The following is a 26542-nucleotide window of genomic DNA, read 5'->3' as shown; positions in this document are numbered from 1 at the left end:
CACCGGGAGAGGGAGGAAAGATCATTACCCTTCGTGTAACCCGCACTCGCGCTTCAGCCCAAAGAATCGCGTCTCTTCTTCCGCCATTCCCGGTTCCCATTTGCGCGTGGTGTGGGTATCCCCCACGGACAGGTAGCCCTGATCCCACAGCGGATGGTATTTCAGCCCGTGCTTTTGCAGATACTGGTACACCGTACGGTTATCCCAGTCGATGATCGGCAGCACTTTAAACACGCCGCGCTGCACCGCCAGCACCGGCAGCGTGGCCCGGCTGCCGGACTGCTCGCGGCGAAGACCGGCAAACCAGGTTTGAGCGTTCAGCTCTTTCAGCGCACGGTTCATCGGCTCGACCTTGTTGATCTCATTGTATTTCTCAATGCCCTCAACGCCCTGCTCCCAGAGTTTGCCGTAGCGCGCCTCCTGCCAGGCCGCGCTCTGCTCCGCGCGGTACACTTTCAGGTTCAGCTTAAGCTTGTCCGTCAGCTCATCGATAAACTGGTAGGTTTCCGGGAACAGATAGCCGGTATCGGTGAGGATCACCGGAATATCCGGGCGGATCTGATTCACCAGATGCAAACTGACCGCCGCCTGAATGCCAAAGCTCGACGACAGTACGTAGTCACCCGGCAGGTTTTCCAGCGCCCACGCCACGCGCCCTTCGGCGTCCAGCTTTTCCAGTTGGGCGTTGGTTTCTGCGAGTGCCAGAATGCGTTCGACTTTTGGCAATGCGTTAAGCGCGTTTAGATCGAGTACGGACATAATTACCTCTCGTGGTTACTCCCAGAAATCCCTTGCGGGATCGAGCACCGGGCGAATAATGCCCGCACGCACCGTAAAGTCGCCGAAGCCTTCACCCGCTTCGCGCTCTTTCGCCCAGCGCCCGACAAGCTCGTCGATGGAATCGAGAATTTCTGGCTCAGTGATATTCTCGCGGAACATACGCGGAATACGCGTGCCGATACGGTTACCGCCCAGGTGCAGGTTATAGCGACCCGGCGCTTTCCCCACCAGCCCAAGCTCGGCCAGCATCGCGCGGCCACAGCCGTTCGGACAGCCGGTAACGCGCATAACAATATGCTCGTCCGGAATACCGTGTTTTTCCAGAATCGCTTCCACTTTGTCTGTAAATGACGGCAGGAAACGTTCCGCTTCCGCCATCGCCAGCGGACAGGTCGGGAACGACACGCAGGCCATCGAGTTTTCGCGCTGCGGTTTGACCGCATTCATCAACCCATGGTCACGCGCCAGCGCCTCAATTTTCGCCTTTTCACTTTCCGGCACACCAGCAATAATCAGATTCTGGTTGGCGGTAATGCGGAACTCACCTTTGTGGATCTTCGCGATTTCCAGCAGGCCGGTTTTCAGCGGACGGCCCGGGTAATCCAGAATACGGCCGTTTTCGATAAACAGCGTCAGGTGCCATTTATTGTCGATGCCTTTTACCCAGCCGATGCGATCGCCGCGACCGGTGAATTCGTAAGGGCGGATCGGCTCAAATTTGATCCCCGCGCGACGCTCCACTTCCTCTTTGAACGTCTCAACGCCCACGCGCTCCAGGGTGTATTTGGTTTTCGCGTTTTTACGGTCGGTACGGTTACCCCAGTCGCGCTGGGTGGTGACCACCGCTTCCGCCACGGCCAGCGTATGCTCCAGCGGCAGGAAGCCGAACTCGCTCGCGGTGCGGGCATAGGTTTTCTTGTTACCGTGTTCAATGGACAGACCGCCGCCCACCAGCAGGTTAAAGCCCACCAGCTTGCCGTTTTCGGCAATTGCCACAAAGTTCATGTCGTTGGCGTGCAGATCGATGTCGTTCTGCGGCGGGATCACCACCGTGGTTTTGAACTTACGCGGCAGATAGGTCTGACCGAGGATTGGTTCTTCATCGGTGGTCGCAACTTTTTCCTGATCGAGCCAAATCTCCGCATAGGCGCGGGTACGCGGCAGCAGGTGCTCGGAGATCTTCTTCGCCCACTCATAGGCTTCAGCGTGCAGCTCGGACTCATACGGGTTCGAGGTGCAGAGCACGTTACGGTTCATGTCGTTGGCCGTCGCCAGCGCGTCCAGTCCGACGGAGTGCAGCATCTGGTGTACCGGCTTCACGTTCTTCTTCAGAATGCCGTGGAACTGGAAGGTCTGACGGTTGGTCAGACGAATGCTGCCATAAATGGTGTTTTCACCGGCGAATTTATCAATCGCCTGCCACTGTGTCGTGGTGATCACTCCGCCCGGCAGACGGCAGCGCAACAGCATCGCGTGACGCGGCTCCAGCTTCTGTTCAGCACGCTCGGCGCGAATGTCGCGGTCGTCCTGTTGATACATGCCGTGGAAACGGATCAGCAGGAAGTTGTCGCCTTTGAAACCGCCGGTGAGACCGTCATTCAGATCTTCAGCAATGGTGCCGCGCAGATAGTTGCTTTCCAGCTTCATGCGCTCGGCGTCTGACAGTTTACCTTCGACCACCAGGGGTCCTGGATGTTTTTCGCTCATTAGTAGACATCTCGCTGATAACGGCGCTCAACGCGCAGCTCACTTAAAAATTCATCCGCCGCTTCGGCATCCATACCGCCGAATTCGGCAATCACTTCCAGCAGTGCCTGCTCAACGTCTTTCGCCATGCGATTGGCGTCACCGCAGACATAAATGTGGGCACCGTCATTGATCCAGCGCCACAGCTCTGCGCCCTGTTCGCGCAGTTTGTCTTGTACGTATACTTTTTCTTTCTGATCGCGCGACCAGGCCAGATCGATACGGGTCAGCACCCCTTCTTTCACGTAGCGCTGCCACTCAACCTGATAGAGGAAATCTTCGGTAAAGTGCGGGTTGCCGAAGAACAGCCAGTTTTTACCCGGTGCCTCGTCCGCCGCACGCTGCTGCATAAAGGCACGGAACGGCGCAATGCCGGTACCCGGGCCAATCATGATTACCGGCGTTTCCGGGTTCGCCGGCAGACGGAAGTTGTCGTTGTGCTCGATAAAGACGCGCACTTCGCCCTCTTCCTCCACGCGATCGGCCAGGAAGCTGGAGGCACCGCCCGCGCGGGCACGGCCTTCGATGTCGTACCGCACCACGCCCACGGTGATGTGCACTTCGCTCTCGACTTCAGCCTGCGATGAGGCAATGGAGTACAGACGCGGCGTGAGCGGACGCAGCAGGCCGATCAGCGCCTCGGCATCCAGCTGTGCCGGCGAAAAACGCACCATATCGACAATCGGTGTGGTCGCCGCGTAATGCTGCAGCTTTGCCTTATCACCCACTAACGGCAGCAGCGATTCGCTGCGCGTTAAGGTGGCATAGTTCTCAACGATATTGGCGGTATTTACCGTCAGCTCGAAGTGCCACTGCAGCGCTTCAGTGAGCGGCTGCGTTTTGCCTTCGACGGTGACAGGCTCGTCGCCTTTCAGCCACAGCAGTTCGACCAGCTCCTTGACCAGCGCCGGATCGTTTTGATACCAGACCCCCAGCGCATCGCCAGGCTGATAGCGCAGACCCGAGTCGCCCAGATCGATCTCGATATGGCGCACATCTTTTTCAGAGTCGCGGCCGGTAATTTTTTGATTAACCGACAGGCTTGCAGACAGCGGCGCCTCTTTGGTGTACGGGCTGGTGTGAATGTCGTTGACCACGCCGGTCGCGGTGATCGCAGCCTGGGCTGGTGTCTCTTTCGGTACGCGTGCTTTCAGCACGTCAACAATGCGCGCACGCCACTCTGCAGCGGCAGCCTGGTATTCCACATCTGCATCAACGCGGTCCAGCAGGCGCTCTGCGCCCAGCTCCGCCAGCTTGCTGTCGAAATCTTTACCGGACTGGCAGAAGAATTCATAAGAGGTATCGCCCAGGCCGAACACGGCAAACGCAGTGCCATCGAGTCTGGGCGCTTTTTTCGAGAACAGGAATTTATGCAGCGCGACCGCCTCTTCAGCGGGTTCACCCTCGCCCTGCGTTGAGGCCACAACCACCAGCAGTTTTTCTGACGCGATCTGTTTGAATTTATAATCCCCGGCGTTCACCAGGTTCACGTTCAGTTTGGCGGCCAGCAGGTCGTCACGCAGCGCTTCTGCCACGCGGCGGGCATTGCCCGTCTGCGAAGCGGAGATAAGCGTAATGGCAGGCATTTCTACCGCCGTTGCCGGAGCCGCAGCCACAGCGCCAGGCTGCTGGTTGAGCATTCCCCAGAAATAGCCAGAGACCCAGGCAAGCTGGGTGGGAGAAAAATCAGAGGTGGCAGCCTGAAGGCGCGCCAGTTGCTCCGGGTTCAGGGGAAGCAAATTTGAAGGTGGGGCCTGTGTTGTCATGCGTCGTTATGTTCCAGTAGCCAAGCGGACTTTAAGCGAATAAATCCAAACTGAAGATAAGGTTAACGGCGAGGATAATAACAATTAAAGAAGGGATGGAAATAATAAATAACCAAATGGACTAACCTGTTTTAGTTATCGTTCTTAACGGTAAAAGCGATAAACTAACCGACTGTAAAATAAGGATATAAATCACAAAGCGACGGCTTTTTTGCTGCAATGAAGGTAAAGGCCGTTTTAGTTAATGCTAAAAATTGTGCTTTCCGGTACTATGCGGCGGTTTTTTCCGCATTACTGAGAGCGATCATGTCCACCACACTGTTTAAAGATTTCACCTTCGAAGCCGCCCACCACCTTCCGCATGTTCCTGAAGGACATAAATGCGGCCGTCTGCACGGGCATTCGTTTATGGTGCGTCTTGAGATCACCGGTGAAGTTGATCCGCATACCGGTTGGATCATGGACTTTGCTGAGCTGAAGGCGGCATTTAAGCCGACTTACGATCGTCTGGATCACTATTACCTGAACGATATCCCGGGCCTTGAAAACCCGACCAGCGAAGTGCTGGCAAAATGGATTTGGGATCAGATGAAACCGCTGGTGCCGCTGCTGAGCGCAGTGATGATCAAAGAGACCTGTACGGCAGGCTGCGTGTATCGCGGCGAGTGATGCTTGCCGGGGGTCGGCTTCGCCTTACCCGGCCAACAAAAGCCTGGAACCGTAGGCCCGGTAAGCGCTAGCGCCACCGGGCTTTTTTTTAGGCAATATTCAGGTATTTGTGCGTCTGCATCGACAGGCGCCAGTTACGCGCGATACAGGTTTCAATGCACAGGCGCGTGGCGTCTTCTTTCTGACTGATAGGCTGCAGCGCAATCACACGCTGTTTTTCATCCGTCAGCGTCGCCAGCAGTTCATCCAGCGCTTCGATATCACGTACTCGCCCTACCGGGTGTTTAATCTCATCAGCACGTTCCAGCGCCTGAGACAGTACGTCGTAGCCGCCGCGCATGTTTACTTTAGGCGATACCGTTACCCAGGTGGTGTGGGAGCAGCGCACTTCATGCGTACCGCTGGTTTCAATCTGGCAACTGTAGCCGTTCTTTTCGAGCAGTTCGGTCAGCGGCGTCAGATCGTGGATGCAGGGTTCGCCCCCGGTAATGACCACATGGCGCGCCGTCCAGCCCTGACGACCAATAATGGCCAGCAGATCTTCCGCGCTGCCAGCACCCCACTTATCGCTCTCTTTGGTTTTCGCCAGAACGCTAAACAGCGACACTTCCCGATCTGCGAGTTTATCCCACGTATGTTTGGTATCACACCAGGCACAGCCAACCGGGCATCCCTGTAAACGAATAAAAATTGCGGGAACGCCGGTAAAGTAACCCTCGCCTTGCAGGGTCTGGAACATCTCGTTAATCGGGTACTGCATAGTCATCTCAGTTAAGGGGATAAACGATAAGTATCGCAGATCCCCGTGAGATGGTCATGCTCGATCGGTGCTTTGCGCGTCAATTGCCGCCATAAAGCGTTCCGTAATCTGCTGCGGGCGGGTGATTGCCCCACCCACCACCACCATATGCGCCCCCAGCGCCAGACATCTGGCGGCGCGTTCCGGGGTGTCCACGTTACCTTCGGCCACCACCGGTACCGTGACGGCTGCCAGTACCGCTTTCAGAAACTGACAGTCATCATCGGGTAAGGCGTGTCCGGCGGTCTGCGCGGTGTAGCCGTAAAGCGTGGTCCCGACACAATCAAACCCCAGCGCCTGCGCCGTGACGGCCTCATCAACAGTGGCTATATCAGCCATAAGCAGCACCGAGGGGTAACGGGTACGAATGCGCGTAACCAGCGTTGCCAGAGATTCCCCGCCAGGCCGCGCCCTGTCGGTCGCATCAAGCGCAATGATCGCCGGGGAGACGGTCATCAGTTCATCCACCTCTTTCATCGTCGCGGTGATAAACACCTCGCTGTCGGGGTACTCCCGCTTGATGATGCCAATAACCGGCAGCGTAACCTGCTCTTTAATCGCCTCGATATCCACCACGCTGTTAGCACGGATGGCCGCGGCGCCTCCCTGACGCGCCGCCAGCGCCATCCGCGACATAATAAACGGGCTATGCAACGGTTCGTTCTCAAGCGCCTGACAGGAGACGACCAGTTTTCCCTTCAGGGTATCCAGTACAGTTTTCATTACGATAAGATCTCTTCCACTTCGTTTTTGATAATCGTGACATGCGGACCATAAATGACCTGAACGCCATTCCCACGCACAATCACGCCGCGCGCACCGGTGGCTTTCAGCGCCGCGTCATTCACTTTGCTGCCGTCTTTAACCGTGACGCGAAGACGCGTGGCGCAGCAGTCCACCTCTTCCAGATTGTCTTTTCCGCCCAGTCCGGCGATCACCGCACTTGCGCGTTCGTTCTGGGCGAACGTCACGTCATTGGCCACCGCCTCCTTTTCCCGACCCGGCGTGGCAAAATCAAAGCGATTAATCAGATAGCGGAACGTGAAGTAGTAGAGGAAGAACCACGGTACGCCCACCAGCGGCACTAACATCCAGTGGGTTTTGGCCTCCCCCTGCAAAATGCCGAACAGCACAAAGTCGATAAAACCGCCGGAGAAGGTCTGCCCAATGGTGATGTGTAAAATATGCGCGAGCATAAACGCCAGCCCGTCAAAAAATGCGTGAATGACGTACAGCACCGGCGCGATAAACAGGAAGGAGAACTCGATGGGCTCGGTGATCCCCGTAAGGAAGGAAGTTAATGCCGCTGAAAGCAACAACCCCGCGACGCGTTTTTTGTTCTCCGGTTTAGCCGTGTGATACATCGCAAGGCAGGCCCCGAGCAAACCAAACATCATCGTGATAAAGCGCCCGGACATAAAGCGCGACGTCCCTTCATAAAACTGGCGCGTCGTGGGATCGGCCAGCTGAGCGAAGAAGATCCGCTGCGTACCTTCAACCAGTTGCCCGTTGACAATCTCGCTGCCGCCAAGCGCGGTGGTCCAGAACGGAAGGTAGAAGATGTGGTGTAAACCGAACGGGCCCAGCATGCGCAAAATGAAGCCGTACAGCAGTGTTCCCAGATAACCGGTCGCATCCACCAGCCCGCCCAGACCAAAGATCAGCTTCTGGAAATGTGGCCAGACTACGGTCATTAAGGCTCCGACCAGGATCGCAGCCAGTGAGCTGATAATCGGCACAAAGCGTGACCCGCCAAAGAAACCCAGAAATTGTGGCAGCGCGATCTTATTAAACCGATGATGCAGTGCGCAGGTCACAAGACCAATGACCACCCCACCAAATACGCCGGTCTCCAGCGTCTGGATCCCCAGCGTCATGCCTTGCCCGACCGCCCCGGGATTCTCGTGCGCCAGTTTTCCTGTGAGGATCAGCAGTGCGTTAATGGTGGCATTCATGACCAGAAACGCGAGTAACGCCGCCAGCCCTGCCGTACCTTTATCATTTTTTGCCAGCCCGACGGCAACCCCAACGGCAAACAGCACCGACAGATTCGCGAACACAATCGAACCGGCGCTGCTCATGATGGTGAAAATAGCCTGTAACCAGTCCACATCTAAAAACGGATATGCCGTAAGCGTATTGGGATTCGATAACGCGCCGCCTATCCCCAGCAGCAGACCCGCCGCAGGCAGTACGGCAATGGGCAACATAAAGGATTTGCCAAAGCGCTGCGCTTTTTCAAACCATCCGCCGGACGAAGCACCACTGAATATTTGCATCATTTTTTCATCCCCTTAGTTAACGATGAAAATTTTTACCATAATTATATTCAATAGTGAAAATTACCATCAAAAACCAGGAGGACGATCATACTTTTTCGAAATGACTGGCATCCCTGCCCCGCTTTCCGCCACACTAGGACGCAGAGAAACGCATTAAGGATCTAGCATGTCAGACCATGAAAACCTGCTGCTGAAGCTGCGCCAGGAGGCTTCCGGGTACAGCCCCACGCAAAAAAAACTGGGAGAGTTTGTTCTCAACGATCCGGCCCGGGTGCTCTACCTGACGATCACCGAACTGGCACGGGAAAGCCACACCAGTGAAGCCAGCGTGACGCGTCTTTGCCGGACGCTCGGCTGCAAAGGCTATAACGAATTCAAGATGGCACTGGCGCTGGATATTCAGCAGGGTCAGCCCGCACGCGTGGCCGGGGACGAAATTGATAACGTCGTCGATGAGTCTGTTCAGGCGCTGCAGGATACCGCCAGACTGCTCGACAGAGCACTGCTGGAAAAGGCCGCTCAGGCACTGCATCAGGCGCAAGCCGTACAAATATATGGGGTGGCCGCCAGCGCGATCCTCGGTGAGTATTTACATTACAAACTGTTGCGACTCGGCAAACCTGCACAGCTTTTTAGCGATATGCATCGTGCGGCCATGAATGCAGCAACGCTTTCAGAAGGGACGCTGGTGGTGGCCATTTCCAGTTCCGGTTCAACGCGGGATTTGCTCCACGTCGTAAAACTTGCACGCAAACGCGGCGTTAAGGTGTTATCCCTTAGCAATACGCCCCGCAGCCCGCTGGCTTCGCTTAGCGATATGCAGCTGGTCGCCGCAAAACCGGAAGGACCACTCAGCGCAGGCGCGCTCAATGCTAAAGTGGGCGTAATGTTACTGGTTGAATTGCTTACAACTTCCCTGATTGCGATTGATAGCCATTACGGTGAAGTTAGCCAGCAAACCGCGAGCGCAACGCTGCCTTTATTACTTTAAAACCCTTTGCAGGCTAAATAAAATAGCCTGCACGGCGTGATGTCGATTCCATTTAAGTGCTGATACGGTTATTTCGTGCGCGGCATAATGGTGTAACAAATTATTTTATTTATTACATATTCAATGAGTGTTAAAAGCAATAAAATCGCATAAATAATAGAACAAAATCAGCATGTTAAAATTATTTGATTTATAAATTGAATTTTTCTTACTCCGCTAGTGTCCAATATTTCCACCTGAATTCCTTACCTTAAAATAAGCTTAAGACGCCGTCAGCTTTGCCATTTTTCTATTTAAATGCCGTTTACTTTTCCCTGCCTACAATCCGCCTCATCAATCATTATGAGACGGTATAGATTAATATGTTATTTATTACAGGCGTGACTGGTTTTCTGGGCGGTGCAGTACTTGAAAAAATACTGACCAGCAATAGTTCAGTAAAATTACTGCTGCTTGCGCGCGCCAGTGACCCGCAACAAGGGCTGGAACGCGTGCGGGACAACATGCGTAAATTCAAGGTTTCAGAGGAGACGCTGGCCGCGTTGAGTGAGGAGAATATCCTTATCGGCGATCTCAGCCAGCCGGAGGGATTCCTGAACGACCCGCGTCTGGAACAGGTGACGCATGTTCTTAACTGCGCGGCCGTCGCGTCATTTGGTAACAATCCGCTGATCTGGAAAGTGAATGTGGAGGGGACGCTGGCGCTCGCCAGACGCATGAACCAGGTTGCCGGTTTACAGCGCTTTCTGCATGTGGGAACAGCCATGTCGTGCACGCCGGAGCAGGATTCGCTGGTCGCCGAAAGCGCGGAGTTCAGAGAAAACGCCGAGCATCTGGTGGAATATACGTATTCGAAATCCACCATTGAACAACTGATGCGCCAGCACTGTCCCAACCTGCCGCTGCTCATCGCCCGTCCGTCCATCGTGGTCGGCCATACCCGTCATGGCTGTACGCCGTCGAGCAGTATTTTCTGGGTCTTCAGCATGGGGCTAATGCTGCAAAAATTCATGTGCTCAATGGAAGACAAAATAGATGTCGTCCCGGTGGATTACTGTGCCGATGCGCTGCTGATGCTGCTTAACAGCACTGCGCAGCCGGGAGAAGTGGTACATATTTCTGCCGGAGAAGAGAACAGCGTGCGCTTTGCGGATATTGATAATGCGATGGCACAGGCGCTGGAGAAAGCCCCGGTCGGTGATAAGTATGCCCAGGTAAGTTACGAAACGCTGGTCAGAATGCGCCGTGAGCTGAAGGATATTTTTGGCCCCTGCAACGAACGGCTGATGCTGAGAGCAATGCGCTTGTACGGGGCCTTTGCCACGCTGAATGTACGTTTCAGCAACGACAAGCTGCTCAGTATGGGCATGCCTAAACCGCCGCGTTTTACGGACTATATTGCCCGCTGCGTACAAACTACCCGGGGGTTGAGCATCCCGGAGCAAATGGCGGTTGATTTCAAATAACCAAAAAAAATGCCAGTCTTTCGACTGGCATTTTCATTTTAAGGCTTAAGCAATTATGCCTGGCCTTTGATCTCTTTACGACCGTTGTATGGTGCTTTTTCGCCCAGCGCTTCTTCGATACGAATCAGCTGGTTGTATTTAGCAACACGGTCAGAACGGCTCATAGAACCGGTTTTGATCTGGCCTGCAGCGGTACCAACAGCCAGGTCAGCGATGGTAGCGTCTTCAGTTTCGCCAGAACGGTGAGAGATAACAGCGGTGTAGCCAGCGTCTTTCGCCATTTTGATCGCAGCCAGAGTTTCGGTCAGAGAACCAATCTGGTTGAATTTGATCAGGATGGAGTTCACGATGCCTTTCTCGATGCCTTCTTTCAGGATCTTGGTGTTGGTTACGAACAGATCGTCACCAACCAGCTGAATTTTGTCGCCCAGTACTTTAGTCTGGTATGCGAAACCATCCCAGTCAGACTCGTCCAGACCGTCTTCGATAGAAACGATTGGGTACTGTTTGGTCAGGTCTTCCAGGAAGTGAGTGAACTCTTCAGAGGTGAACGCTTTGTTGCCTTCGCCAGCCAGAACGTATTTACCGTCTTTGTAGAATTCAGACGCTGCGCAGTCCATCGCCAGAGTGATGTCTTTGCCCAGCTCATAGCCAGCGGCTTTTACTGCTTCAGCGATAACAGCCAGTGCTTCTGCGTTAGAACCCAGGTTTGGCGCGTAGCCACCTTCGTCACCCACAGCCGTGTTCATACCTTTTGCTTTCAGAACTTTAGCCAGGTTGTGGAACACTTCAGAACCCATACGTACTGCTTCTTTCAGGGTTTTCGCGCCAACTGGCTGAATCATGAATTCCTGAATATCAACGTTGTTGTCTGCGTGCTCACCACCGTTGATGATGTTCATCATTGGTACAGGCATGGAGTATTTGCCTGGGGTGCCGTTCAGTTCAGCGATGTGCTCGAACAGTGGCATACCTTTCGCTGCCGCAGCGGCTTTGGCGTTCGCCAGGGAAACCGCCAGGATTGCGTTCGCACCGAAGTTAGATTTGTTTTCAGTACCGTCCAGATCGATCATGATCTTGTCGATGCCAGCCTGGTCTTTAGCGTCTTTGCCAATGATTGCCTGAGCAATAGGACCGTTTACAGCGCCAACAGCTTTCAGTACGCCTTTGCCCATGAAACGGGATTTGTCGCCATCGCGCAGTTCCAGCGCTTCGCGGGAACCAGTAGAAGCACCTGATGGAGCAGCTGCCATACCGACGAAACCACCTTCCAGATGAACTTCGGCTTCAACGGTCGGGTTACCACGGGAGTCGATGATTTCACGACCGATGACTTTAACGATTTTGGACATTAGATTTTCCTCAGTACAAGTTAAACTAAAACTCCAGACAAACAACGCGTACCGGAGGTACGCGTTGCCGTTCTAACTTTTTTACTTCGCCTGACGCTTCTGATACTCGCTGGCGGCTTTCACGAAACCTGCAAACAGCGGATGCCCGTCACGTGGCGTTGAAGTAAATTCCGGGTGGAATTGGCAGGCGACAAACCACGGGTGGTTTGGCACTTCGATGATCTCGACTAACTGATCATCCCCGGAGCGGCCCGCAACACGCAGACCCGCAGCTTCAATTTGTTTCAACAACATGTTGTTGACTTCATAGCGGTGACGATGACGCTCGGTGATGACCGGTTCGCCATACAGCTTACGAACCACGCTATCGTCAGACAGCTGGCAGGCCTGTGCGCCAAGACGCATAGTGCCACCCAGATCGCTCTTCTCGGTACGGACTTCGACGTTACCGTCTTCGTCGCGCCATTCAGTGATAAGCGCCACTACAGGGTACTTACAGTCTGGCACAAATTCCGTAGAGTTCGCGTTTTCCATTCCCGCTACGTTGCGCGCAAATTCGATTAGCGCAACCTGCATACCCAGGCAGATGCCGAGGTATGGAATATTGTTTTCACGCGCATAGCGTGCAGTGGCGATCTTGCCTTCTACACCACGGTAGCCGAAGCCGCCAGGGATGAGAATCGCATCCAGATCTTTCAGAATTTCGACGCCACGTGTTTCAACATCCTGCGAATCAATCAGCTTGATGTTCACGGAGACGCGGTTCTTCAGACCTCCGTGTTTCAGCGCTTCGATAACGGACTTATAGGCATCCGGCAGTTCGATGTACTTGCCGACCATACCGATAGTCACTTCACCAGCCGGATTGGCTTCTTCATAAATAACCTGTTCCCATTCAGACAGGTTAGCTTCCGGACAGTTCAAGCTGAATCGTTTACAAATATAATCGTCCAGGCCCTGTGATTTCAACAGGCCCGGGATTTTATAAATGGAATCGACATCTTTCATTGAAATAACGGCTTTTTCAGGCACGTTACAGAACAATGCAATTTTCGCACGTTCGTTCGCCGGAACCGCGCGATCGGAGCGGCAAACCAGAATGTCAGGCTGAATACCAATGGAGAGCAGCTCTTTCACGGAGTGCTGAGTCGGTTTGGTTTTCACTTCACCTGCGGCTGCCATGTAAGGCACCAGCGTCAGGTGCATGAACAGCGCGTGTTCACGACCGATATCAACCGCCAGCTGGCGAATCGCTTCCAGGAACGGCAGGGATTCGATATCCCCCACGGTACCGCCGATTTCAACCAGCACCACGTCGTGGCCTTCGCCACCCGCAATGATGCGTTCTTTGATAGCGTTAGTGATGTGCGGGATAACCTGAACGGTTGCACCCAGATAATCACCACGGCGCTCTTTACGCAGAACGTCGGAGTAGATACGACCAGTCGTGAAGTTATTACGACGGGTCATTTTGGTGCGAATGAAACGCTCGTAGTGGCCAAGATCCAGATCGGTTTCAGCGCCGTCTTCAGTAACGAACACTTCCCCGTGTTGGATTGGGCTCATGGTGCCAGGATCGACGTTGATGTACGGATCCAGTTTCATCATGGTCACATTGAGGCCACGGGCTTCAAGAATGGCTGCGAGGGAGGCTGCGGCAATGCCTTTACCCAGAGAGGATACGACCCCGCCGGTCACAAAAATATAGTTCGTTGTCATGCTGAACCTGAGAAGTTAGGGTGAAACGATGGAATAACCAGGACGGGAAAGTAGTATACCCGAACACGGCGAGCGCCACAAACTTTCATTCTCCGTCTCCATTCCAGGCCATGACAAACATAAGGAGTGAGAAAATAGCCCCTTTTGGGTAAATGTTTTTGACGCAAATCAAGCGCTTGTCATTTAAAAAATCACACAAATTGCGCTTGATCGCAAAATTCCGTTAGAGATCAGATTCCTGGCGTTTTACTTCCTGCCAGACTTCTTCCATCACATCGAGGTCAATTCCGGTCATTTCCAGACCGCGCGAGGCCACAATGCGCTCGACTTCGCGAAAGCGTCGTTCGAACTTAAGGTTGGCTTTTTGCAGGGCCGTTTCCGCTTTTACACCCAGGTGGCGCGAAAGGTTGACGGTGGCAAACAGCAGATCGCCCATCTCTTCTTCAAGCTTTGCTTCATCCACCACGGCCTGCTGCGCTTCGTGCATCACTTCGTCGATTTCTTCATGGACTTTGTCCAGTACCGGGCCAAGCGAGTGCCAGTCAAACCCTACTGCCGAGCAGCGTTTTTGGATCTTATGGGCACGCATCAGGGCGGGCAGACTCAGCGGGATGTCATCCAGCGCGGAGTGTTGGGATTTTTCAGCCCTTTCGGCGCTTTTAATCTGCTCCCAGCGCGCCAGCACTTCCGCGCTGTTGCCCGCCGTGGCATCGCCAAAGATATGCGGATGGCGGCGCTCAAGCTTGTCGCTAATGGCGGCGCAGATATCGTTAAAATTAAAACGTCCCTCTTCCTGCGCCATCTGCGCATAGAACACCACCTGGAACAGCAGGTCACCGAGTTCGCCGCGCAGGTCGTCAAAGTCCTCACGTGAAATGGCGTCCAGTACTTCATAGGTCTCTTCGAGGGTGTACGGGGCGATAGTCGCGAAAGTCTGCTCTTTATCCCACGGGCAGCCGTTTTCCGGGTCGCGCAGGCGTTTCATGATGCCGAGCAGGCGGTCGATTTGAGTCATAGTACTGTCCTGATGAAAAAATGCCGGGTGGCGGCGTTGCCTTACCCGGCTTACAGAAGAGGATGTTTAACCGCCGTGGAGACGACGCGCGTCAATCACATCCGGGACCTGGTTCAGTTTGCCAAGCACGCGGCCCAGCACCTGCAGGTTGTAGATTTCGATGGTCATATCGATGGTGGCAAGCTGCTCGCGGGTATCGCTGCGGCTGGCAACGCCCAGCACGTTGACCTTCTCATTGGCAAGAATGGTCGTAATGTCGCGCAGCAGACCGCTGCGGTCGTTGGCGGTGACGCGCACCACCAGCGAGTAGCCGGCAGAGTAGCTTTCACCCCAGACGGCTTCAACGATGCGTTCCGGCGCATGCGACTGCAGCTCAGCAAGCTGGTCACAGTCTGAGCGGTGAATCGAAATCCCACGCCCCTGGGTGATAAAGCCGACGATGTCGTCCCCCGGGATAGGCTGGCAGCAGCGGGCGATGTGGTGCATCAGATTGCCGACGCCTTCCACCACCACGCGGCCATTGTCTTTGCTGCGCTGCTGCGGTGCGTAGGTTTTCTGCTGCAGCTGTTTCAGCGCCGCCGCATCCTGCTCTGCCGCACTTGGCTTGTTGAACTGCGCCTGCAGGAAATTCACCATCTGGTTGAGACGAATATCGCCGCCGCCAATGGCCGCTAACAGCTCATCGAGCTCATTAAAGTTGTAACGCGGCAGCAGGAACTTCTCCGCCTCTTTCAGGCTGATGCCTATATGCTCCAGCTCGTCATCCAGGATCTGGCGACCGGCAAGGATGTTCTTGTCACGATCCTGTTTACGGAACCAGGCGTGAATTTTGGAGCGTCCGCGGCTGGTGGTGACATACCCCAGGTTCGGGTTCAGCCAGTCACGGCTCGGGTTTGGCTGCTTCTGGGTGATGATTTCAATCTGATCGCCCATCTGCAGCTGGTAGGTAAACGGCACAATGCGCCCGCCGATTTTCGCACCAATGCAGCGGTGCCCGACATCGCTGTGGATGTGATAGGCAAAGTCGAGCGGCGTTGACCCGGCAGGCAGGTCGACAACGTCCCCTTTCGGCGTAAAGACGTACACCCGGTCGTCGAAGACCTGGCTGCGCACTTCGTCGAGCATCTCGCCGGAGTCGGCCATCTCTTCCTGCCACGCAATCAACTTACGCAGCCAGGCAATGCGGTCTTCGTGACCGGTGCGCGCTCCGCCCGAGGTGCCCTCTTTGTATTTCCAGTGCGCGGCGACACCCAGCTCGGCGTCTTCGTGCATCTGTTTGGTACGGATCTGAATTTCAACCGTTTTACCGCCGGGGCCCAGCACCACGGTATGAATAGACTGGTAGCCGTTAGGTTTCGGGTTGGCGACATAGTCATCGAACTCATCCGGCAGATGGCGGAAGTGCGTGTGCACGATCCCCAGTGCGGCGTAGCAGTCCTGCAGACGCTCCGCCACAATACGCACGGCACGCACGTCGAACAGCTCGTCAAAGGCGAGGTGTTTCTTCTGCATTTTGCGCCAGATGCTGTAGATATGCTTTGGCCGACCGTACACTTCGGCACGGACGTTCTCTTCCTTCATCGACTGGCGCAACCCGCTGACAAATTCTTCAATATAGTGTTCGCGGTCGATACGGCGTTCATGCAGCAGTTTCGCAATGCGCTTATATTCCGCCGGGTGCAGATAACGGAAGCAGTAGTCTTCCAGCTCCCATTTGAGCTGACCAATGCCTAAGCGGTTCGCCAGCGGCGCATAAATGTTTGTACACTCTTTGGCGGCGAGTACGCGCTCATCTTCCGGCGCGTCCTTCACTTCACGCAGGTGGGCGATACGCTCAGCAAGCTTGATGACCACGCAGCGGAAATCATCCACCATGGCCAGCAGCATCCGGCGAACGTTATCGACCTGTTCAGAGGAGACGGAATCGGTGTGCGCGGCTTTGAGCTGACGAATGGCCGCCATATCGCGGACACCGTGGATCAGCGCCACGACCGATTTTCCGACGCTTTCACGCAGCACGTCTTCCGTGACGACATCCGCATCGGCAAGCGGGAACAGAAGCGCGGCCTGCAGCGTTTCGATATCCATATTGAGCATGGATAAGATTTCGACCATCTCCACGCCGCGCCACAGCAGCAGCTCGGCGTCCGGATGCCCCAGCGTGGTGCGCTGACAATAGGCCCAGGTTTCGGTTAAGCGTTCACACGACTGCTGGCTGGAAATTCCCAGACTTGCGATCCATTTTTGAGGGTCAAACTCACCAGCTTTATTAAGATGTGCACTTCTTACCGCAACCATCGTCCTCTCCTTTAGGGACCAGGGCCTGTCGAAGTCGACAAGCCAAACTAATTAGATGTGCTCGAACAACACCATTGATTCCAGATGCCCAGTGTGCGGGAACATGTCCAGCATTGCCAGACGCTGAATCTGGTAACCCGCGCTGAGTAATGCCTCGCTATCCCGGGCAAGCGTTGCCGGGTTACAGGAAACGTAGACCACGCGTTTCGGGGCGAGTTTAATTATATGCTGCATCACGCCCGGTGCGCCTGCCCGTGCCGGGTCGAGCAGGATTTTGTCAAAGCCCTGTTTTGCCCAGGGCTGCTGCGTGACATCTTCCTCCAGATTTTGATGAAAGAATGTCACATTTTGCAAGCCGTTCTGTTGCGCATTCTCCTGGCCTTTCGCCACCAGCGCGTCGACGCCTTCTACCCCCACAACACTCGCCGCTTTACGGGCCAGCGGCAGCGTGAAATTGCCCATGCCGCAGAAGAGATCAAGCACGCGGTCGGTCGGCTGGACATCCAGCCACGTCAGCGCGGTTTCGATCATCTGCTGATTAACACCGTCATTAACCTGGATGAAATCCCGCGGACTGAACGTTAAGCGTAGTCCGTTTGACGCATACCAGGGCGCGTCACCTGTAACCTGCTCCAGTATCTCGCTTTGTGGGGCGAGAAAAAGCGCCAGCTCGTGGGAATGCGAAAAGCGTTCCAGTTTTTCGCGGTCTTTTTTGGACAGCGGCGCGGTATGGCGCAGCACCATCAGCGGACCATTGTTTGCCAGGACCAGTTCCACATGCCCGAGGTGGCGAACACTGTCCAGCCCGGACAGGCATGCGTGCACGTCCGGGAGCAATGCCTCAAGACGGGGCACCAAAATGGGGCACTGCCTGATATCGACGATATCGCTGGAGCCCGCTTTGCGAAACCCCATCTCCAGCCGCTCGTTTTTGGGCTGATAGCTTAGGCTCAGCCGCGCGCGACGACGATAGCCCCAGGGTTGGTCGGCAATGATGTCGTCAACGTCATGCCTGAGCAGGCGTGCCAGGGCATTACTCTTACTTTTTTGCTGTAAAACTACGCTGGCATGTTGTTGCTGGCAGCCTCCGCAGACGCCAAAATGCGGGCAGCGTGGCTCTGTGCGCTCCGGGCTGGTGGTCAGACGGCGCTTCACCTTCCCGCGTGCGTACTGGCGTTTATCTTCCGTCAGCGTAATTTCTGCTCGTTCTGTGGGCAGTAAACCTGTTATAAACAGTGTCTTACCATTGTGATGCGCGACGCCCTGACCAAAAGGGTCAAGGTCCGTGGCTTCGACAGTGATGATCTGACGCGTCGTCACGCGTCGCTTTGCAGAGTAGAATTGCGCCATCGCCGGGAATTTTCTCAAAAATACATAATTATCTTAATTGTCCCATAACGGAACGCCATGACCAACTACAGCCTGCGCGCGCGCATGATGATTTTGATCCTCGCCCCCACCGTTCTCATCGGTTTGCTGCTGAGCATCTTCTTCGTTGTGCACCGCTATAACGACCTGCAGCGACAGCTGGAAGATGCCGGAGCCAGCATCATCGAACCCCTGGCCGTGTCCAGCGAATACGGGATGAACCTGCAAAACCGCGAATCGATTGGTCAGTTAATCAGTGTGCTGCATCGCCGCCACTCGGATATTGTGCGTGCGATCTCCGTCTATGACGAGCATAACCGGCTGTTCGTCACCTCTAATTTTCATCTTGATCCGGCAGCGTTAAAAATTCCCGACGGTTCGCCCTTCCCGCGCCATCTCACGGTGATGCGACGGGGCGATATTATGATCCTGCGCACACCGATTATTTCGGAAAGTTATTCCCCCGATGAGTCCGCGCAATCCGACGCCAAGTCCAGCAGCAATATGCTCGGATATGTGGCGCTGGAGCTGGACCTCAAGTCGGTGCGACTGCAGCAGTACAAAGAGATTTTTATCTCCGGCGTGATGATGCTGTTCTGTATCGGCATTGCACTTATCTTTGGCTGGCGACTGATGCGCGATGTGACCGGGCCCATCCGCAATATGGTCAACACCGTTGACCGCATTCGCCGTGGCCAGCTCGATAGCCGCGTGGAAGGGTTTATGCTGGGCGAACTGGACATGCTGAAAAACGGCATCAACTCGATGGCGATGTCGCTGGCGGCCTATCACGAAGAGATGCAGCATAACGTGGATCAGGCTACTTCGGATCTGCGCGAAACGCTGGAACAGATGGAGATCCAGAACGTCGAGCTGGATCTGGCGAAAAAGCGTGCCCAGGAGGCTGCCCGCATTAAATCGGAGTTCCTTGCCAATATGTCACACGAGCTGCGTACGCCGCTCAATGGCGTGATTGGCTTTACCCGCCTGACCCTGAAGAGCGAGCTTAACCCCACCCAGCGCGATCACCTGCACACCATTGAACGTTCGGCCAACAATCTGCTGGCGATCATTAATGACGTGCTGGACTTCTCCAAACTGGAGGCGGGCAAGCTGATTCTGGAGAGCATTCCGTTCCCGCTGCGCAGTACGCTTGATGAGGTGGTTACGCTGCTGGCGCATTCGTCGCACGACAAAGGGCTTGAGCTGACGCTGAACATTAAAAACGACGTGCCGGATAACGTCATCGGCGATCCGCTGCGCCTGCAGCAGGTCATTACCAATCTTGTCGGTAATGCCATCAAATTTACCGAAAGCGGCAACATCGACATTCTGGTGGAAAAACGTGCCATCAGTAATAACAAAGTACAGATTGAAGTTCAGATCCGCGATACCGGCATTGGCATTCCCGAACGGGATCAATCCCGTCTGTTCCAGGCGTTTCGTCAGGCGGATGCGAGTATTTCACGGCGTCACGGTGGTACGGGCCTGGGGCTGGTTATCACGCAAAAACTGGTTAAAGAGATGGGCGGCGATATCTCTTTCCACAGCCAGCCAAACCGGGGGTCGACGTTCTGGTTCCATATTAACCTGGATCTTAACCCGAACGTGCTGACTGACGGCCCGGTGACGGATTGCCTGAAAGGCAAGCGCCTCGCTTACGTGGAGCCGAACGCCGCCGCTGCCCAGTGCACGCTGGACATCTTAAGCACCACGCCGCTGGAGGTGGTCTACAGCCCGACCTTCTCTGCGCTTACCGTTGAGCATTACGACATCCTGCTGATGGGGATCCCGGTCACCTTCACCGGGGAGCTCACCATGCAGCAGGAACGGCTGGCGAAAGCCGCATCAATGACCGACTACCTGCTGCTGGCGCTGCCGTGCCATGCGCAAATCAATGCCGAAGAGTTGAAAAACGACGGGGCGGCCGCCTGTCTGCTTAAACCGCTCACCGCCACACGCTTGTTGCCTGCTCTGACGGCCTACTGCCGCCTGAATGAGCATGCCGTGGCACTGATTAATGACGAGCAGAGGCTGCCGATGAGCGTGATGGCGGTGGATGATAACCCGGCAAACCTGAAGCTGATTGGCGTGCTGCTTGAGGATCAGGTTCAGCATGTTGAGCTCTGCACCAGCGGTGCTGAGGCGGTTGAACTGGCCAAACAGATGCAGTTCGATTTGATTCTGATGGATATTCAAATGCCGGGTATGGATGGCATTCGCGCCTGCGAGCTCATCCGCCAGCTACCTCATCAACAGCAAACGCCGGTCATTGCCGTGACCGCACATGCGATGGCCGGACAGAAAGAGAAGCTGCTCGGCGCCGGAATGAACGATTATCTGGCGAAACCTATCGACGAAGAGAAACTGCATAACCTGCTGCTGCGCTATAAGCCGGGGCATATCGGCGGTACGTATACCTTATCAGCAGAACCAGTTGAGATTAGCGTGAATCAGAACGCCACTTTTGACTGGCAGCTTGCGTTACGCCAGGCGGCGGGGAAACCTGATTTAGCCCGCGAGATGCTACAGATGCTGGTCGCGTTTCTGCCGGAAATTCGCAATAAGGTAGAAGAACAGCTGGTGGGCGAAAACCCGGAGGAGCTGCTGCAGGCTATCCACAAGCTGCACGGTAGCTGTGGTTACAGCGGCGTGCCCCGCCTGAAAAACCTCTGCCAGCTGCTGGAGCAGCAGCTACGCGCAGGGACACCAGAATCTGAACTGGAACCGGAGTTCCTTGAGCTGCTGGATGAGATGGATAACGTGACGCGGGAAGCGATGAAGGTGTTAGGAAATTGAGGTAAATGCCCGGTGGCGCGACGCTTACCGGGCCTACACCCTCACCCCTCTCCCACTGGGTAAGGGAGAACTACATCCCCTGCCCGAGTTTCAGTACCGCCGCGATATTTCTTGCGGCCATCCTGACGTTCTCGCTGGCATTTTCCAGCGCATCTTCCAGCGAGCAGATGGTGTAAATCACGCTAAACACCGCATCGATGCCGTGATCGTGCACGACGCCAACGTCCGCCGTCAGACTGCCTGCAATCCCGATAACCGGCTTGTTGAAGCGTTTGGCTACCTTCGCCACCCCAACCGGCACTTTGCCGTGGATCGTCTGGCTGTCGATGCGACCTTCACCCGTTATCACCAAATCCGCATCGGCAATCTGGTCAGCCAGATGTAGCGCATCGGTGACGATCTCAATGCCCTGGCGCAGTTGCGCACCGCAGAAGGCGTACAGCGCCGCCCCCATTCCACCTGCCGCACCGCCGCCCGCCAGGTTGAGCACATCCATATCAAGATCCCGGGCAATGATCCGCGCATAGTGCGCAAGCGCATTGTCCAGAGTAATGATCATCTCAGGTGTGGCCCCCTTTTGCGGGCCAAAAACCGCTGATGCGCCCAGCTTACCGGTAAGCGGATTCGTCACATCGCAGGCCACTTCTATGCGGCACTCGGCCAGACGTTTGTCCAGCCCGCTCAGGTCGATACGGGCAAGTTTGCCCAACTCGCCTCCGCCCTGCCCCAGCGGCTGTTCACGGTCGTCCAGCAGCCTGGCCCCCAGCGCCTGCACCATTCCTGCACCGCCATCATTGGTGGCGCTGCCCCCGATGCCGATGATGATATGCTTAACGCCCGCATCCAGCGCGTGACGGATAAGTTCACCCGTGCCCCAGGAGGTCGTTTTCAGAGGATCGCGCTGCGAAGGTGCAACCAGCTCAAGACCACTGGCCGCCGCCATTTCGATAAAGGCGCTCTTCTCGTCGCCGGATATCCCGTAAAACCCTTCCACGCGATGGCCCAGAGGGCCGGTCACCGGAACATGCACAATGCGTCCCTGCGTTGCCGCGATCATCGCTTCGACGGTGCCTTCACCGCCGTCCGCGACCGGCAGTTTGACGTAAACCGCCTCAGGAAAGATCTCGCGAAAACCCTGCTCTATCGCTGTCGCAACCTCAAGCGCACTCAAACTTTCCTTATACGAGTCCGGTGCGATAACAATTTTCATAAGCCATCCTTACGCATAGTCGTTACGTTAAGCATACACCACGTAAAGAACCGCCCATGGGAGCGGTCCCAATGCGTTTATCGTACCATGCACGGACGTTTATTGTCGAATGTCCACTCTGGGATCAGATACTGCATCGCCATCGCGTCATCGCGCGCACCCAGCCCATGTTTCTGGTACAGCTCATGGGCTTTCATCACCTGATCCATATCCAGTTCCACGCCCAGACCCGGTGTGGACGGGACCTGCACCATCCCCCCTTTGATTTCAAACGGCGCTTTCGTCAGGCGCTGATTGCCTTCCTGCCAGATCCAGTGGGTGTCGATCGCGGTAATCGTGCCCGGCGCGGCAGCGGCCACGTGGGTGAACATCGCCAGCGAGATATCGAAGTGGTTATTGGAGTGCGAGCCCCAGGTCAGACCGAACTCATGGCACATCTGCGCCACGCGTACCGAGCCCTGCATCGTCCAGAAATGCGGGTCCGCCAGCGGAATATCGACAGACTGCAGGGACAAGGTGTGCCCCATCTGACGCCAGTCGGTGGCGATCATGTTGGTCGCGGTAGGTAAACCCGTGGCGCGGCGGAACTCCGCCATCACTTCACGGCCAGAGAAACCTTGTTCTGCCCCGCACGGATCCTCCGCGTAGGCCAGCACGCCTTTCAGCTGCTTGCCGATGGCGATCGCTTCATCAAGCGACCAGGCCCCGTTCGGATCCAGCGTGACGCGCGCCTGCGGGAATCGTTTAGCCAGGGCTGAGATAGCTTCGGCCTCTTCTTCTCCGGCCAGCACGCCGCCCTTCAGTTTGAAATCATTAAAACCATATTTTTCGTACGCGGCCTCCGCCAGGCGCACCACCGCATCCGGCGTCATCGCTTCATCGTGGCGGAGTCGGTACCAGTCACATCGCTCGTCCGGCTGGCTCTGGTATGGCAACGGCGTCAGGTTGCGGTCGCCAACAAAGAACAGATAGCCCAGCATCTCCACTTCACTGCGTTGCTGCCCCTCACCCAGCAGGGAAGCAACGTTAACCCCCAGGTGTTGACCTAACAGATCCAGCATGGCGGCTTCGATACCGGTCACCACGTGGATGGTGGTGCGCAGATCAAACGTTTGCAGCCCACGGCCACCCGCATCGCGATCGGCAAAGGTATTCCGCACGGTATTTAAGACGTTTTTATATTCGCCCAGCGTTTTTCCCACCACCAGCGGGATGGCGTCTTCAAGCGTTTTGCGGATCTTCTCACCGCCCGGGATTTCCCCCACGCCGGTATGCCCGGCGTTATCTTTAATAATGACAATATTGCGGGTGAAAAACGGCGCATGTGCGCCGCTCAGGTTCATCAGCATGCTGTCATGGCCGGCAACCGGAATGATCTGCATGGAAGTAACAACAGGGGTGGTAAAAGTGCTCATGGTGCAATCCTTTTATCAGTGACGTCCAAAAACAGGGCGCTTACGGTCAAATGTCCAGCCAGGGATCAGGTACTGCATCGGCCCGACGTCATTACGCGCGCCGCCCGGCAGTTTTTTATACGCTTCATGCGCCTTGTGGACCTGATCCCAGTCAAGCTCCACGCCCAATCCCGGCGCATCCGGTACCGCGATGGTGCCGTTTTTAATTTCCAGCGGATTTTTCGTCAGGCGGGCCTCACCCTCCTGCCAAATCCAGTGTGTGTCGATAGCGGTTGGGTGACCCGGTGCCGCCGCGCCAACGTGGGTAAACATCGCCAGCGAAATATCGAAATGGTTATTGGAGTGACAACCCCAGGTGAGCCCCCAGTCATCACACAGCTGCGCCACACGCACGGCGCCTGAAAGCGTCCAGAAGTGCGGGTCCGCCAGCGGAATATCGACCGCATTCAGCATGACCGCATGGCCCATTTCACGCCAGTTGGTGGCGATCATGTTCGTAGCGACCGGTAGCCCGGTGGCACGTCGGAATTCCGCCATCACCTCGCGACCCGAGAAGCCTTGTTCAGCCCCAACCGGATCTTCCGCGTAGGTCAGGACATCGCCCAGCCCTTTGCACAGGGCGATAGCCTCATCCAGCAGCCAGGCTCCGTTAGGGTCAACGGTAATGCGGGCATCCGGAAAACGTTTCTTGAGCGCACGCGCGGTTTCAATCTCCTGCTCGCCGGGTAATACCCCGCCTTTGAGTTTGAAGTCTTTAAAACCGTAGCGGTCCTGTGCCGCCTCGGCCAGCCGAACCACCGCGTCACTGGAGAGCGCCTCCTGGTGACGCAGGTGATACCACTCATGGTGGCCCGGCGAGTGCGCCAGATAAGGCAGATCGGTTTTTTGCCGATCGCCAACATAAAACAGGTAGCCGAGTACCGTCACCGCGTCACGCTGTTTGCCCGGCCCCAGCAGTTCACAGACTGGAACGTTCAGCGCCTTACCGAGCAAATCGAGCAGGGCGGCCTCCAGCGCGGCGACGGCATTGACGCGCAGCTCAAACGTCCATGCGCCTTTGCCGAAGGTGTCAAAGTCCGCCGACTGGTTGCCTTTGTGAACACGCTGGACCACTTTATTCAGACGGGCGACCTCCTGGCCGACCACCTGCGGAATGGCGTCTGACAGCGTCTGGAAAATTACCTCACCGCCCGGCGCTTCCCCAACGCCGGTGTTCCCTGCGCTGTCGGTCAGCACCACGATATTGCGGGTAAACCAGGCGTTATGCGCGCCGCCAATATTAAGCAGCATGCTGTCCTGGCCGGCCACCGGGATGACCTTCATGTCGGTAATAACCGGGCTCGATTGTGTTGTCATCAGCCACGCTCCGCTACAGGTTTGAGTTCAATGCGTTTGATATCACCCACCAGCACCAGATAGCTCAGGACCGCCACCAGGGCGTGCACACCCACATAAATCAGCGCACCGTTGAATGAGCCCGTGGTCCCGACGATGTAGCCAATGGCAATCGGGGTGACAATCCCGGAGATGTTGCCGAACATGTTAAACAGACCGCCGCTCAGGCCGCTGATCTCTTTTGGCGCGGTATCCGCCATCACTGCCCAGCCCAGCGCACCAATCCCTTTCCCGAAGAAAGCCATCGCCATAAAGCCGATGATCATCCACTCCGCGCTGACGTAGTTACAGAACACCATGGTCATTGAAAGCAACATGCCGAGCACAATTGGCGTTTTACGGGCGATGTTCAGCGAACCGGTACGACGCATCAGCCAGTCGGAAATCACCCCACCCAGTACGCCCCCCACAAAGCCACAGATAGCCGGTACGGAGGCGACAAAGCCTGCTTTCAGAATCGACATACCGCGTGCCTGCACCAGATAGACCGGGAACCAGGTGATAAAGAAGTAGGTTAAGGCGTTAATGCAATACTGCCCCAGGTAGATGCCAATCATCATGCGCGAACCGACAAGCTGCTTGATCTGCGCCCATTTCTGGCTCAACGGGACTTTTGCTTTTTGGCTTTTCTGATCCATGTTGATCAGCGCCCCGCCTTCCGCAATGTACTCCAGCTCTTTCTTGTTCACGCCCGGATGTTGGTTCGGCTCGTGGATCACTTTCAGCCAGATAAAGCTGATGACGATCCCCAATCCGCCCATGAAGAAGAAGACGTGTGACCAGCCCACTTCATGCGTCAGCCAGCCCATGATTGGCGCAAAGATCACCGTCGCGAAATACTGGGCAGAGTTAAAAATCGCCACCGCCGTTCCCCTCTCCTGCGCCGGGAACCAGGCGGCCACGATGCGGCTATTACCCGGGAAGGATGGCGCTTCTGCTAACCCCACCAGGAAGCGGAGAGTAAAGAGCGCGACGATAATACCGAAGCCGCTGAAGATATCGACGAAGCCCTGCAACAAGGTAAACATCGACCAGATAAAGATGGACCAGAAGTAGACTCGCTTGGATCCAAAACGATCGAGCAGCCAGCCACCCGGGATCTGTCCAATAACATAGGCCCATGAAAATGCGGAGAAAACATACCCCATGCCAACCGGATCAAGCCCAATGTCTTTTGCCATTTCAGAGCCGGCAATCGACAGCGTGGCGCGGTCACCATAGTTAAAGGACGTGACGATAAACAGCATCACCACTATCCAGTAGCGAGCGTTAGTGCGCTTCTCCGCACTGCTCGCCGCGTGGCTTAATGTACTCATTGTTGCACTCCTGAAACATAGCTTTCGCCTGGTTCACTCTGTACAGCACCGGTAGGGTAATCAGAATGAGATTTGTGTTTGTCGTTTTGGTACGGCCTGAAGCCGTTTTATTGTGACCGGGAAAGTATATGAAGGAGTGACACGTTCTCTCACCGT

General features: G+C 55.6%; 19 protein-coding genes. 4 read left to right on the top strand and 15 right to left on the bottom strand.

The window, feature by feature from the left end:
- Nucleotides 1-24 precede the first annotated feature (24 nt).
- The 3 genes from cysH to cysJ are packed head-to-tail and all read right to left on the bottom strand — an operon-like array spanning nucleotide 25 to nucleotide 4292.
- Nucleotides 25-759 (bottom strand): phosphoadenosine phosphosulfate reductase, encoded by a 735-nt coding sequence (gene cysH, locus M8370_RS09155; protein WP_020689303.1) that lies wholly within the window; start codon nucleotides 757-759, stop codon nucleotides 25-27.
- Between the two features lie 15 nt (nucleotides 760-774).
- Complete coding sequence (cysI, locus tag M8370_RS09150; protein ID WP_020689304.1) at nucleotides 775-2487, bottom strand: assimilatory sulfite reductase (NADPH) hemoprotein subunit; 1713 nt, start codon at nucleotides 2485-2487, stop codon at nucleotides 775-777.
- Nucleotides 2487-4292 (bottom strand): NADPH-dependent assimilatory sulfite reductase flavoprotein subunit, encoded by a 1806-nt coding sequence (gene cysJ / locus M8370_RS09145; protein ID WP_250020794.1) that lies wholly within the window; start codon nucleotides 4290-4292, stop codon nucleotides 2487-2489. Before cysJ ends, cysI begins: the two co-directional genes overlap by 1 nt.
- Nucleotides 4293-4598: 306 nt before the next feature.
- On the opposite strand from cysJ, the gene queD reads away from it, so the two are divergent.
- Nucleotides 4599-4961 carry a 6-carboxytetrahydropterin synthase QueD gene (gene queD, locus M8370_RS09140; RefSeq protein WP_010434567.1) on the top strand — a complete coding sequence of 121 codons (363 nt, stop codon included), beginning with the start codon at nucleotides 4599-4601 and terminating at the stop codon, nucleotides 4959-4961.
- A gap of 88 nt (nucleotides 4962-5049) precedes the next feature.
- Here the strand turns inward: queD and queE are convergent, their stop codons facing one another.
- Genes queE through M8370_RS09125 form a run of 3 tightly spaced genes read right to left on the bottom strand, consistent with a single transcriptional unit; the run spans nucleotide 5050 to nucleotide 8042 of the window.
- The gene (gene queE / locus M8370_RS09135) at nucleotides 5050-5721 is read right to left on the bottom strand and encodes a 7-carboxy-7-deazaguanine synthase QueE (RefSeq protein WP_013098510.1); all 672 of its coding nucleotides are present in this window, start codon (nucleotides 5719-5721) and stop codon (nucleotides 5050-5052) included.
- 54 nt (nucleotides 5722-5775) lie between these two features.
- On the bottom strand, nucleotides 5776-6483 hold the full coding sequence (locus M8370_RS09130; RefSeq protein ID WP_023620545.1) for an N-acetylmannosamine-6-phosphate 2-epimerase: 708 nt from the start codon (nucleotides 6481-6483) through the stop codon (nucleotides 5776-5778).
- A complete protein-coding gene (locus M8370_RS09125) occupies nucleotides 6483-8042 on the bottom strand; it encodes a maltose/glucose-specific PTS transporter subunit IIC (RefSeq protein WP_250020793.1) in 1560 nt (519 codons plus the stop codon). Before M8370_RS09125 ends, M8370_RS09130 begins: the two co-directional genes overlap by 1 nt.
- 166 nt (nucleotides 8043-8208) lie before the next feature.
- On the opposite strand from M8370_RS09125, the gene M8370_RS09120 reads away from it, so the two are divergent.
- Nucleotides 8209-9033 (top strand): MurR/RpiR family transcriptional regulator, encoded by an 825-nt coding sequence (locus tag M8370_RS09120; protein ID WP_013098513.1) that lies wholly within the window; start codon nucleotides 8209-8211, stop codon nucleotides 9031-9033.
- 356 nt (nucleotides 9034-9389) lie between these two features.
- Nucleotides 9390-10499, top strand: coding sequence for an SDR family oxidoreductase (locus tag M8370_RS09115; protein ID WP_028027975.1), 1110 nt, complete (start codon nucleotides 9390-9392; stop codon nucleotides 10497-10499).
- 53 nt (nucleotides 10500-10552) lie between these two features.
- On the opposite strand, the gene eno is transcribed toward M8370_RS09115, so the two are convergent.
- From eno to rlmD, 5 genes are all read right to left on the bottom strand, one after another.
- Nucleotides 10553-11851 (bottom strand): phosphopyruvate hydratase, encoded by a 1299-nt coding sequence (eno, locus tag M8370_RS09110; protein WP_013098515.1) that lies wholly within the window; start codon nucleotides 11849-11851, stop codon nucleotides 10553-10555.
- Between the two features lie 81 nt (nucleotides 11852-11932).
- Nucleotides 11933-13570 carry a glutamine hydrolyzing CTP synthase gene (gene pyrG / locus M8370_RS09105; protein WP_013098516.1) on the bottom strand — a complete coding sequence of 546 codons (1638 nt, stop codon included), beginning with the start codon at nucleotides 13568-13570 and terminating at the stop codon, nucleotides 11933-11935.
- Nucleotides 13571-13793: 223 nt separating this feature from the next.
- The gene (gene mazG, locus M8370_RS09100; RefSeq protein ID WP_058679587.1) at nucleotides 13794-14585 is read right to left on the bottom strand and encodes a nucleoside triphosphate pyrophosphohydrolase; all 792 of its coding nucleotides are present in this window, start codon (nucleotides 14583-14585) and stop codon (nucleotides 13794-13796) included.
- Between the two features lie 66 nt (nucleotides 14586-14651).
- Nucleotides 14652-16883, bottom strand: a complete 2232-nt coding sequence (gene relA / locus M8370_RS09095) for a GTP diphosphokinase (protein WP_013098518.1) — start codon at nucleotides 16881-16883, stop codon at nucleotides 14652-14654.
- 51 nt (nucleotides 16884-16934) lie between these two features.
- Nucleotides 16935-18233 carry a 23S rRNA (uracil(1939)-C(5))-methyltransferase RlmD gene (gene rlmD, locus M8370_RS09090; RefSeq protein WP_013098519.1) on the bottom strand — a complete coding sequence of 433 codons (1299 nt, stop codon included), beginning with the start codon at nucleotides 18231-18233 and terminating at the stop codon, nucleotides 16935-16937.
- Between the two features lie 57 nt (nucleotides 18234-18290).
- On the opposite strand from rlmD, the gene barA reads away from it, so the two are divergent.
- Nucleotides 18291-21050 (top strand): two-component sensor histidine kinase BarA, encoded by a 2760-nt coding sequence (barA, locus tag M8370_RS09085; RefSeq protein ID WP_013098520.1) that lies wholly within the window; start codon nucleotides 18291-18293, stop codon nucleotides 21048-21050.
- A 70-nt stretch (nucleotides 21051-21120) separates the two neighbouring features.
- On the opposite strand, the gene M8370_RS09080 is transcribed toward barA, so the two are convergent.
- From M8370_RS09080 to gudP, 4 genes are all read right to left on the bottom strand, one after another.
- Nucleotides 21121-22260, bottom strand: coding sequence for a glycerate kinase (locus M8370_RS09080; RefSeq protein ID WP_040021628.1), 1140 nt, complete (start codon nucleotides 22258-22260; stop codon nucleotides 21121-21123).
- Nucleotides 22261-22337: 77 nt separating this feature from the next.
- On the bottom strand, nucleotides 22338-23675 hold the full coding sequence (gudD, locus tag M8370_RS09075) for a glucarate dehydratase (RefSeq protein ID WP_038420507.1): 1338 nt from the start codon (nucleotides 23673-23675) through the stop codon (nucleotides 22338-22340).
- Between the two features lie 15 nt (nucleotides 23676-23690).
- Nucleotides 23691-25031, bottom strand: a complete 1341-nt coding sequence (locus M8370_RS09070) for an enolase C-terminal domain-like protein (RefSeq protein WP_013098523.1) — start codon at nucleotides 25029-25031, stop codon at nucleotides 23691-23693.
- Nucleotides 25031-26386 (bottom strand): galactarate/glucarate/glycerate transporter GudP, encoded by a 1356-nt coding sequence (gudP, locus tag M8370_RS09065; RefSeq protein WP_013098524.1) that lies wholly within the window; start codon nucleotides 26384-26386, stop codon nucleotides 25031-25033. Before gudP ends, M8370_RS09070 begins: the two co-directional genes overlap by 1 nt.
- Between the last annotated feature and the right edge of the window lie 156 nt (nucleotides 26387-26542).

The organism is Enterobacter cloacae complex sp. OE43NF (genome assembly GCF_023544405.1).
GTDB classification, from domain to species: Bacteria; Pseudomonadota; Gammaproteobacteria; order Enterobacterales; family Enterobacteriaceae; genus Enterobacter; species Enterobacter cloacae.
This window is presented reverse-complemented; position numbering and strand designations above follow the sequence as displayed.

Bases quoted from the DNA above. Each gene is read 5' to 3' on its own strand.
- mazG (WP_058679587.1), bottom strand. From the start codon at position 14,585: ATGACTCAAATCGACCGCCTGCTCGGCATCATGAAACGCCTGCGCGAC.
- M8370_RS09080 (WP_040021628.1), bottom strand. From the start codon at position 22,260: ATGAAAATTGTTATCGCACCGGACTCGTATAAGGAAAGTTTGAGTGCG.
- M8370_RS09125 (WP_250020793.1), bottom strand. From the start codon at position 8,042: ATGATGCAAATATTCAGTGGTGCTTCGTCCGGCGGATGGTTTGAAAAA.
- gudP (WP_013098524.1), bottom strand. From the start codon at position 26,386: ATGAGTACATTAAGCCACGCGGCGAGCAGTGCGGAGAAGCGCACTAAC.
- cysI (WP_020689304.1), bottom strand. From the start codon at position 2,487: ATGAGCGAAAAACATCCAGGACCCCTGGTGGTCGAAGGTAAACTGTCA.
- rlmD (WP_013098519.1), bottom strand. From the start codon at position 18,233: ATGGCGCAATTCTACTCTGCAAAGCGACGCGTGACGACGCGTCAGATC.
- barA (WP_013098520.1), top strand. From the start codon at position 18,291: ATGACCAACTACAGCCTGCGCGCGCGCATGATGATTTTGATCCTCGCC.
- queD (WP_010434567.1), top strand. From the start codon at position 4,599: ATGTCCACCACACTGTTTAAAGATTTCACCTTCGAAGCCGCCCACCAC.
- M8370_RS09120 (WP_013098513.1), top strand. From the start codon at position 8,209: ATGTCAGACCATGAAAACCTGCTGCTGAAGCTGCGCCAGGAGGCTTCC.
- pyrG (WP_013098516.1), bottom strand. From the start codon at position 13,570: ATGACAACGAACTATATTTTTGTGACCGGCGGGGTCGTATCCTCTCTG.
- gudD (WP_038420507.1), bottom strand. From the start codon at position 23,675: ATGAGCACTTTTACCACCCCTGTTGTTACTTCCATGCAGATCATTCCG.
- cysH (WP_020689303.1), bottom strand. From the start codon at position 759: ATGTCCGTACTCGATCTAAACGCGCTTAACGCATTGCCAAAAGTCGAA.
- relA (WP_013098518.1), bottom strand. From the start codon at position 16,883: ATGGTTGCGGTAAGAAGTGCACATCTTAATAAAGCTGGTGAGTTTGAC.
- M8370_RS09070 (WP_013098523.1), bottom strand. From the start codon at position 25,031: ATGACAACACAATCGAGCCCGGTTATTACCGACATGAAGGTCATCCCG.
- eno (WP_013098515.1), bottom strand. From the start codon at position 11,851: ATGTCCAAAATCGTTAAAGTCATCGGTCGTGAAATCATCGACTCCCGT.
- cysJ (WP_250020794.1), bottom strand. From the start codon at position 4,292: ATGACAACACAGGCCCCACCTTCAAATTTGCTTCCCCTGAACCCGGAG.
- M8370_RS09130 (WP_023620545.1), bottom strand. From the start codon at position 6,483: ATGAAAACTGTACTGGATACCCTGAAGGGAAAACTGGTCGTCTCCTGT.
- queE (WP_013098510.1), bottom strand. From the start codon at position 5,721: ATGCAGTACCCGATTAACGAGATGTTCCAGACCCTGCAAGGCGAGGGT.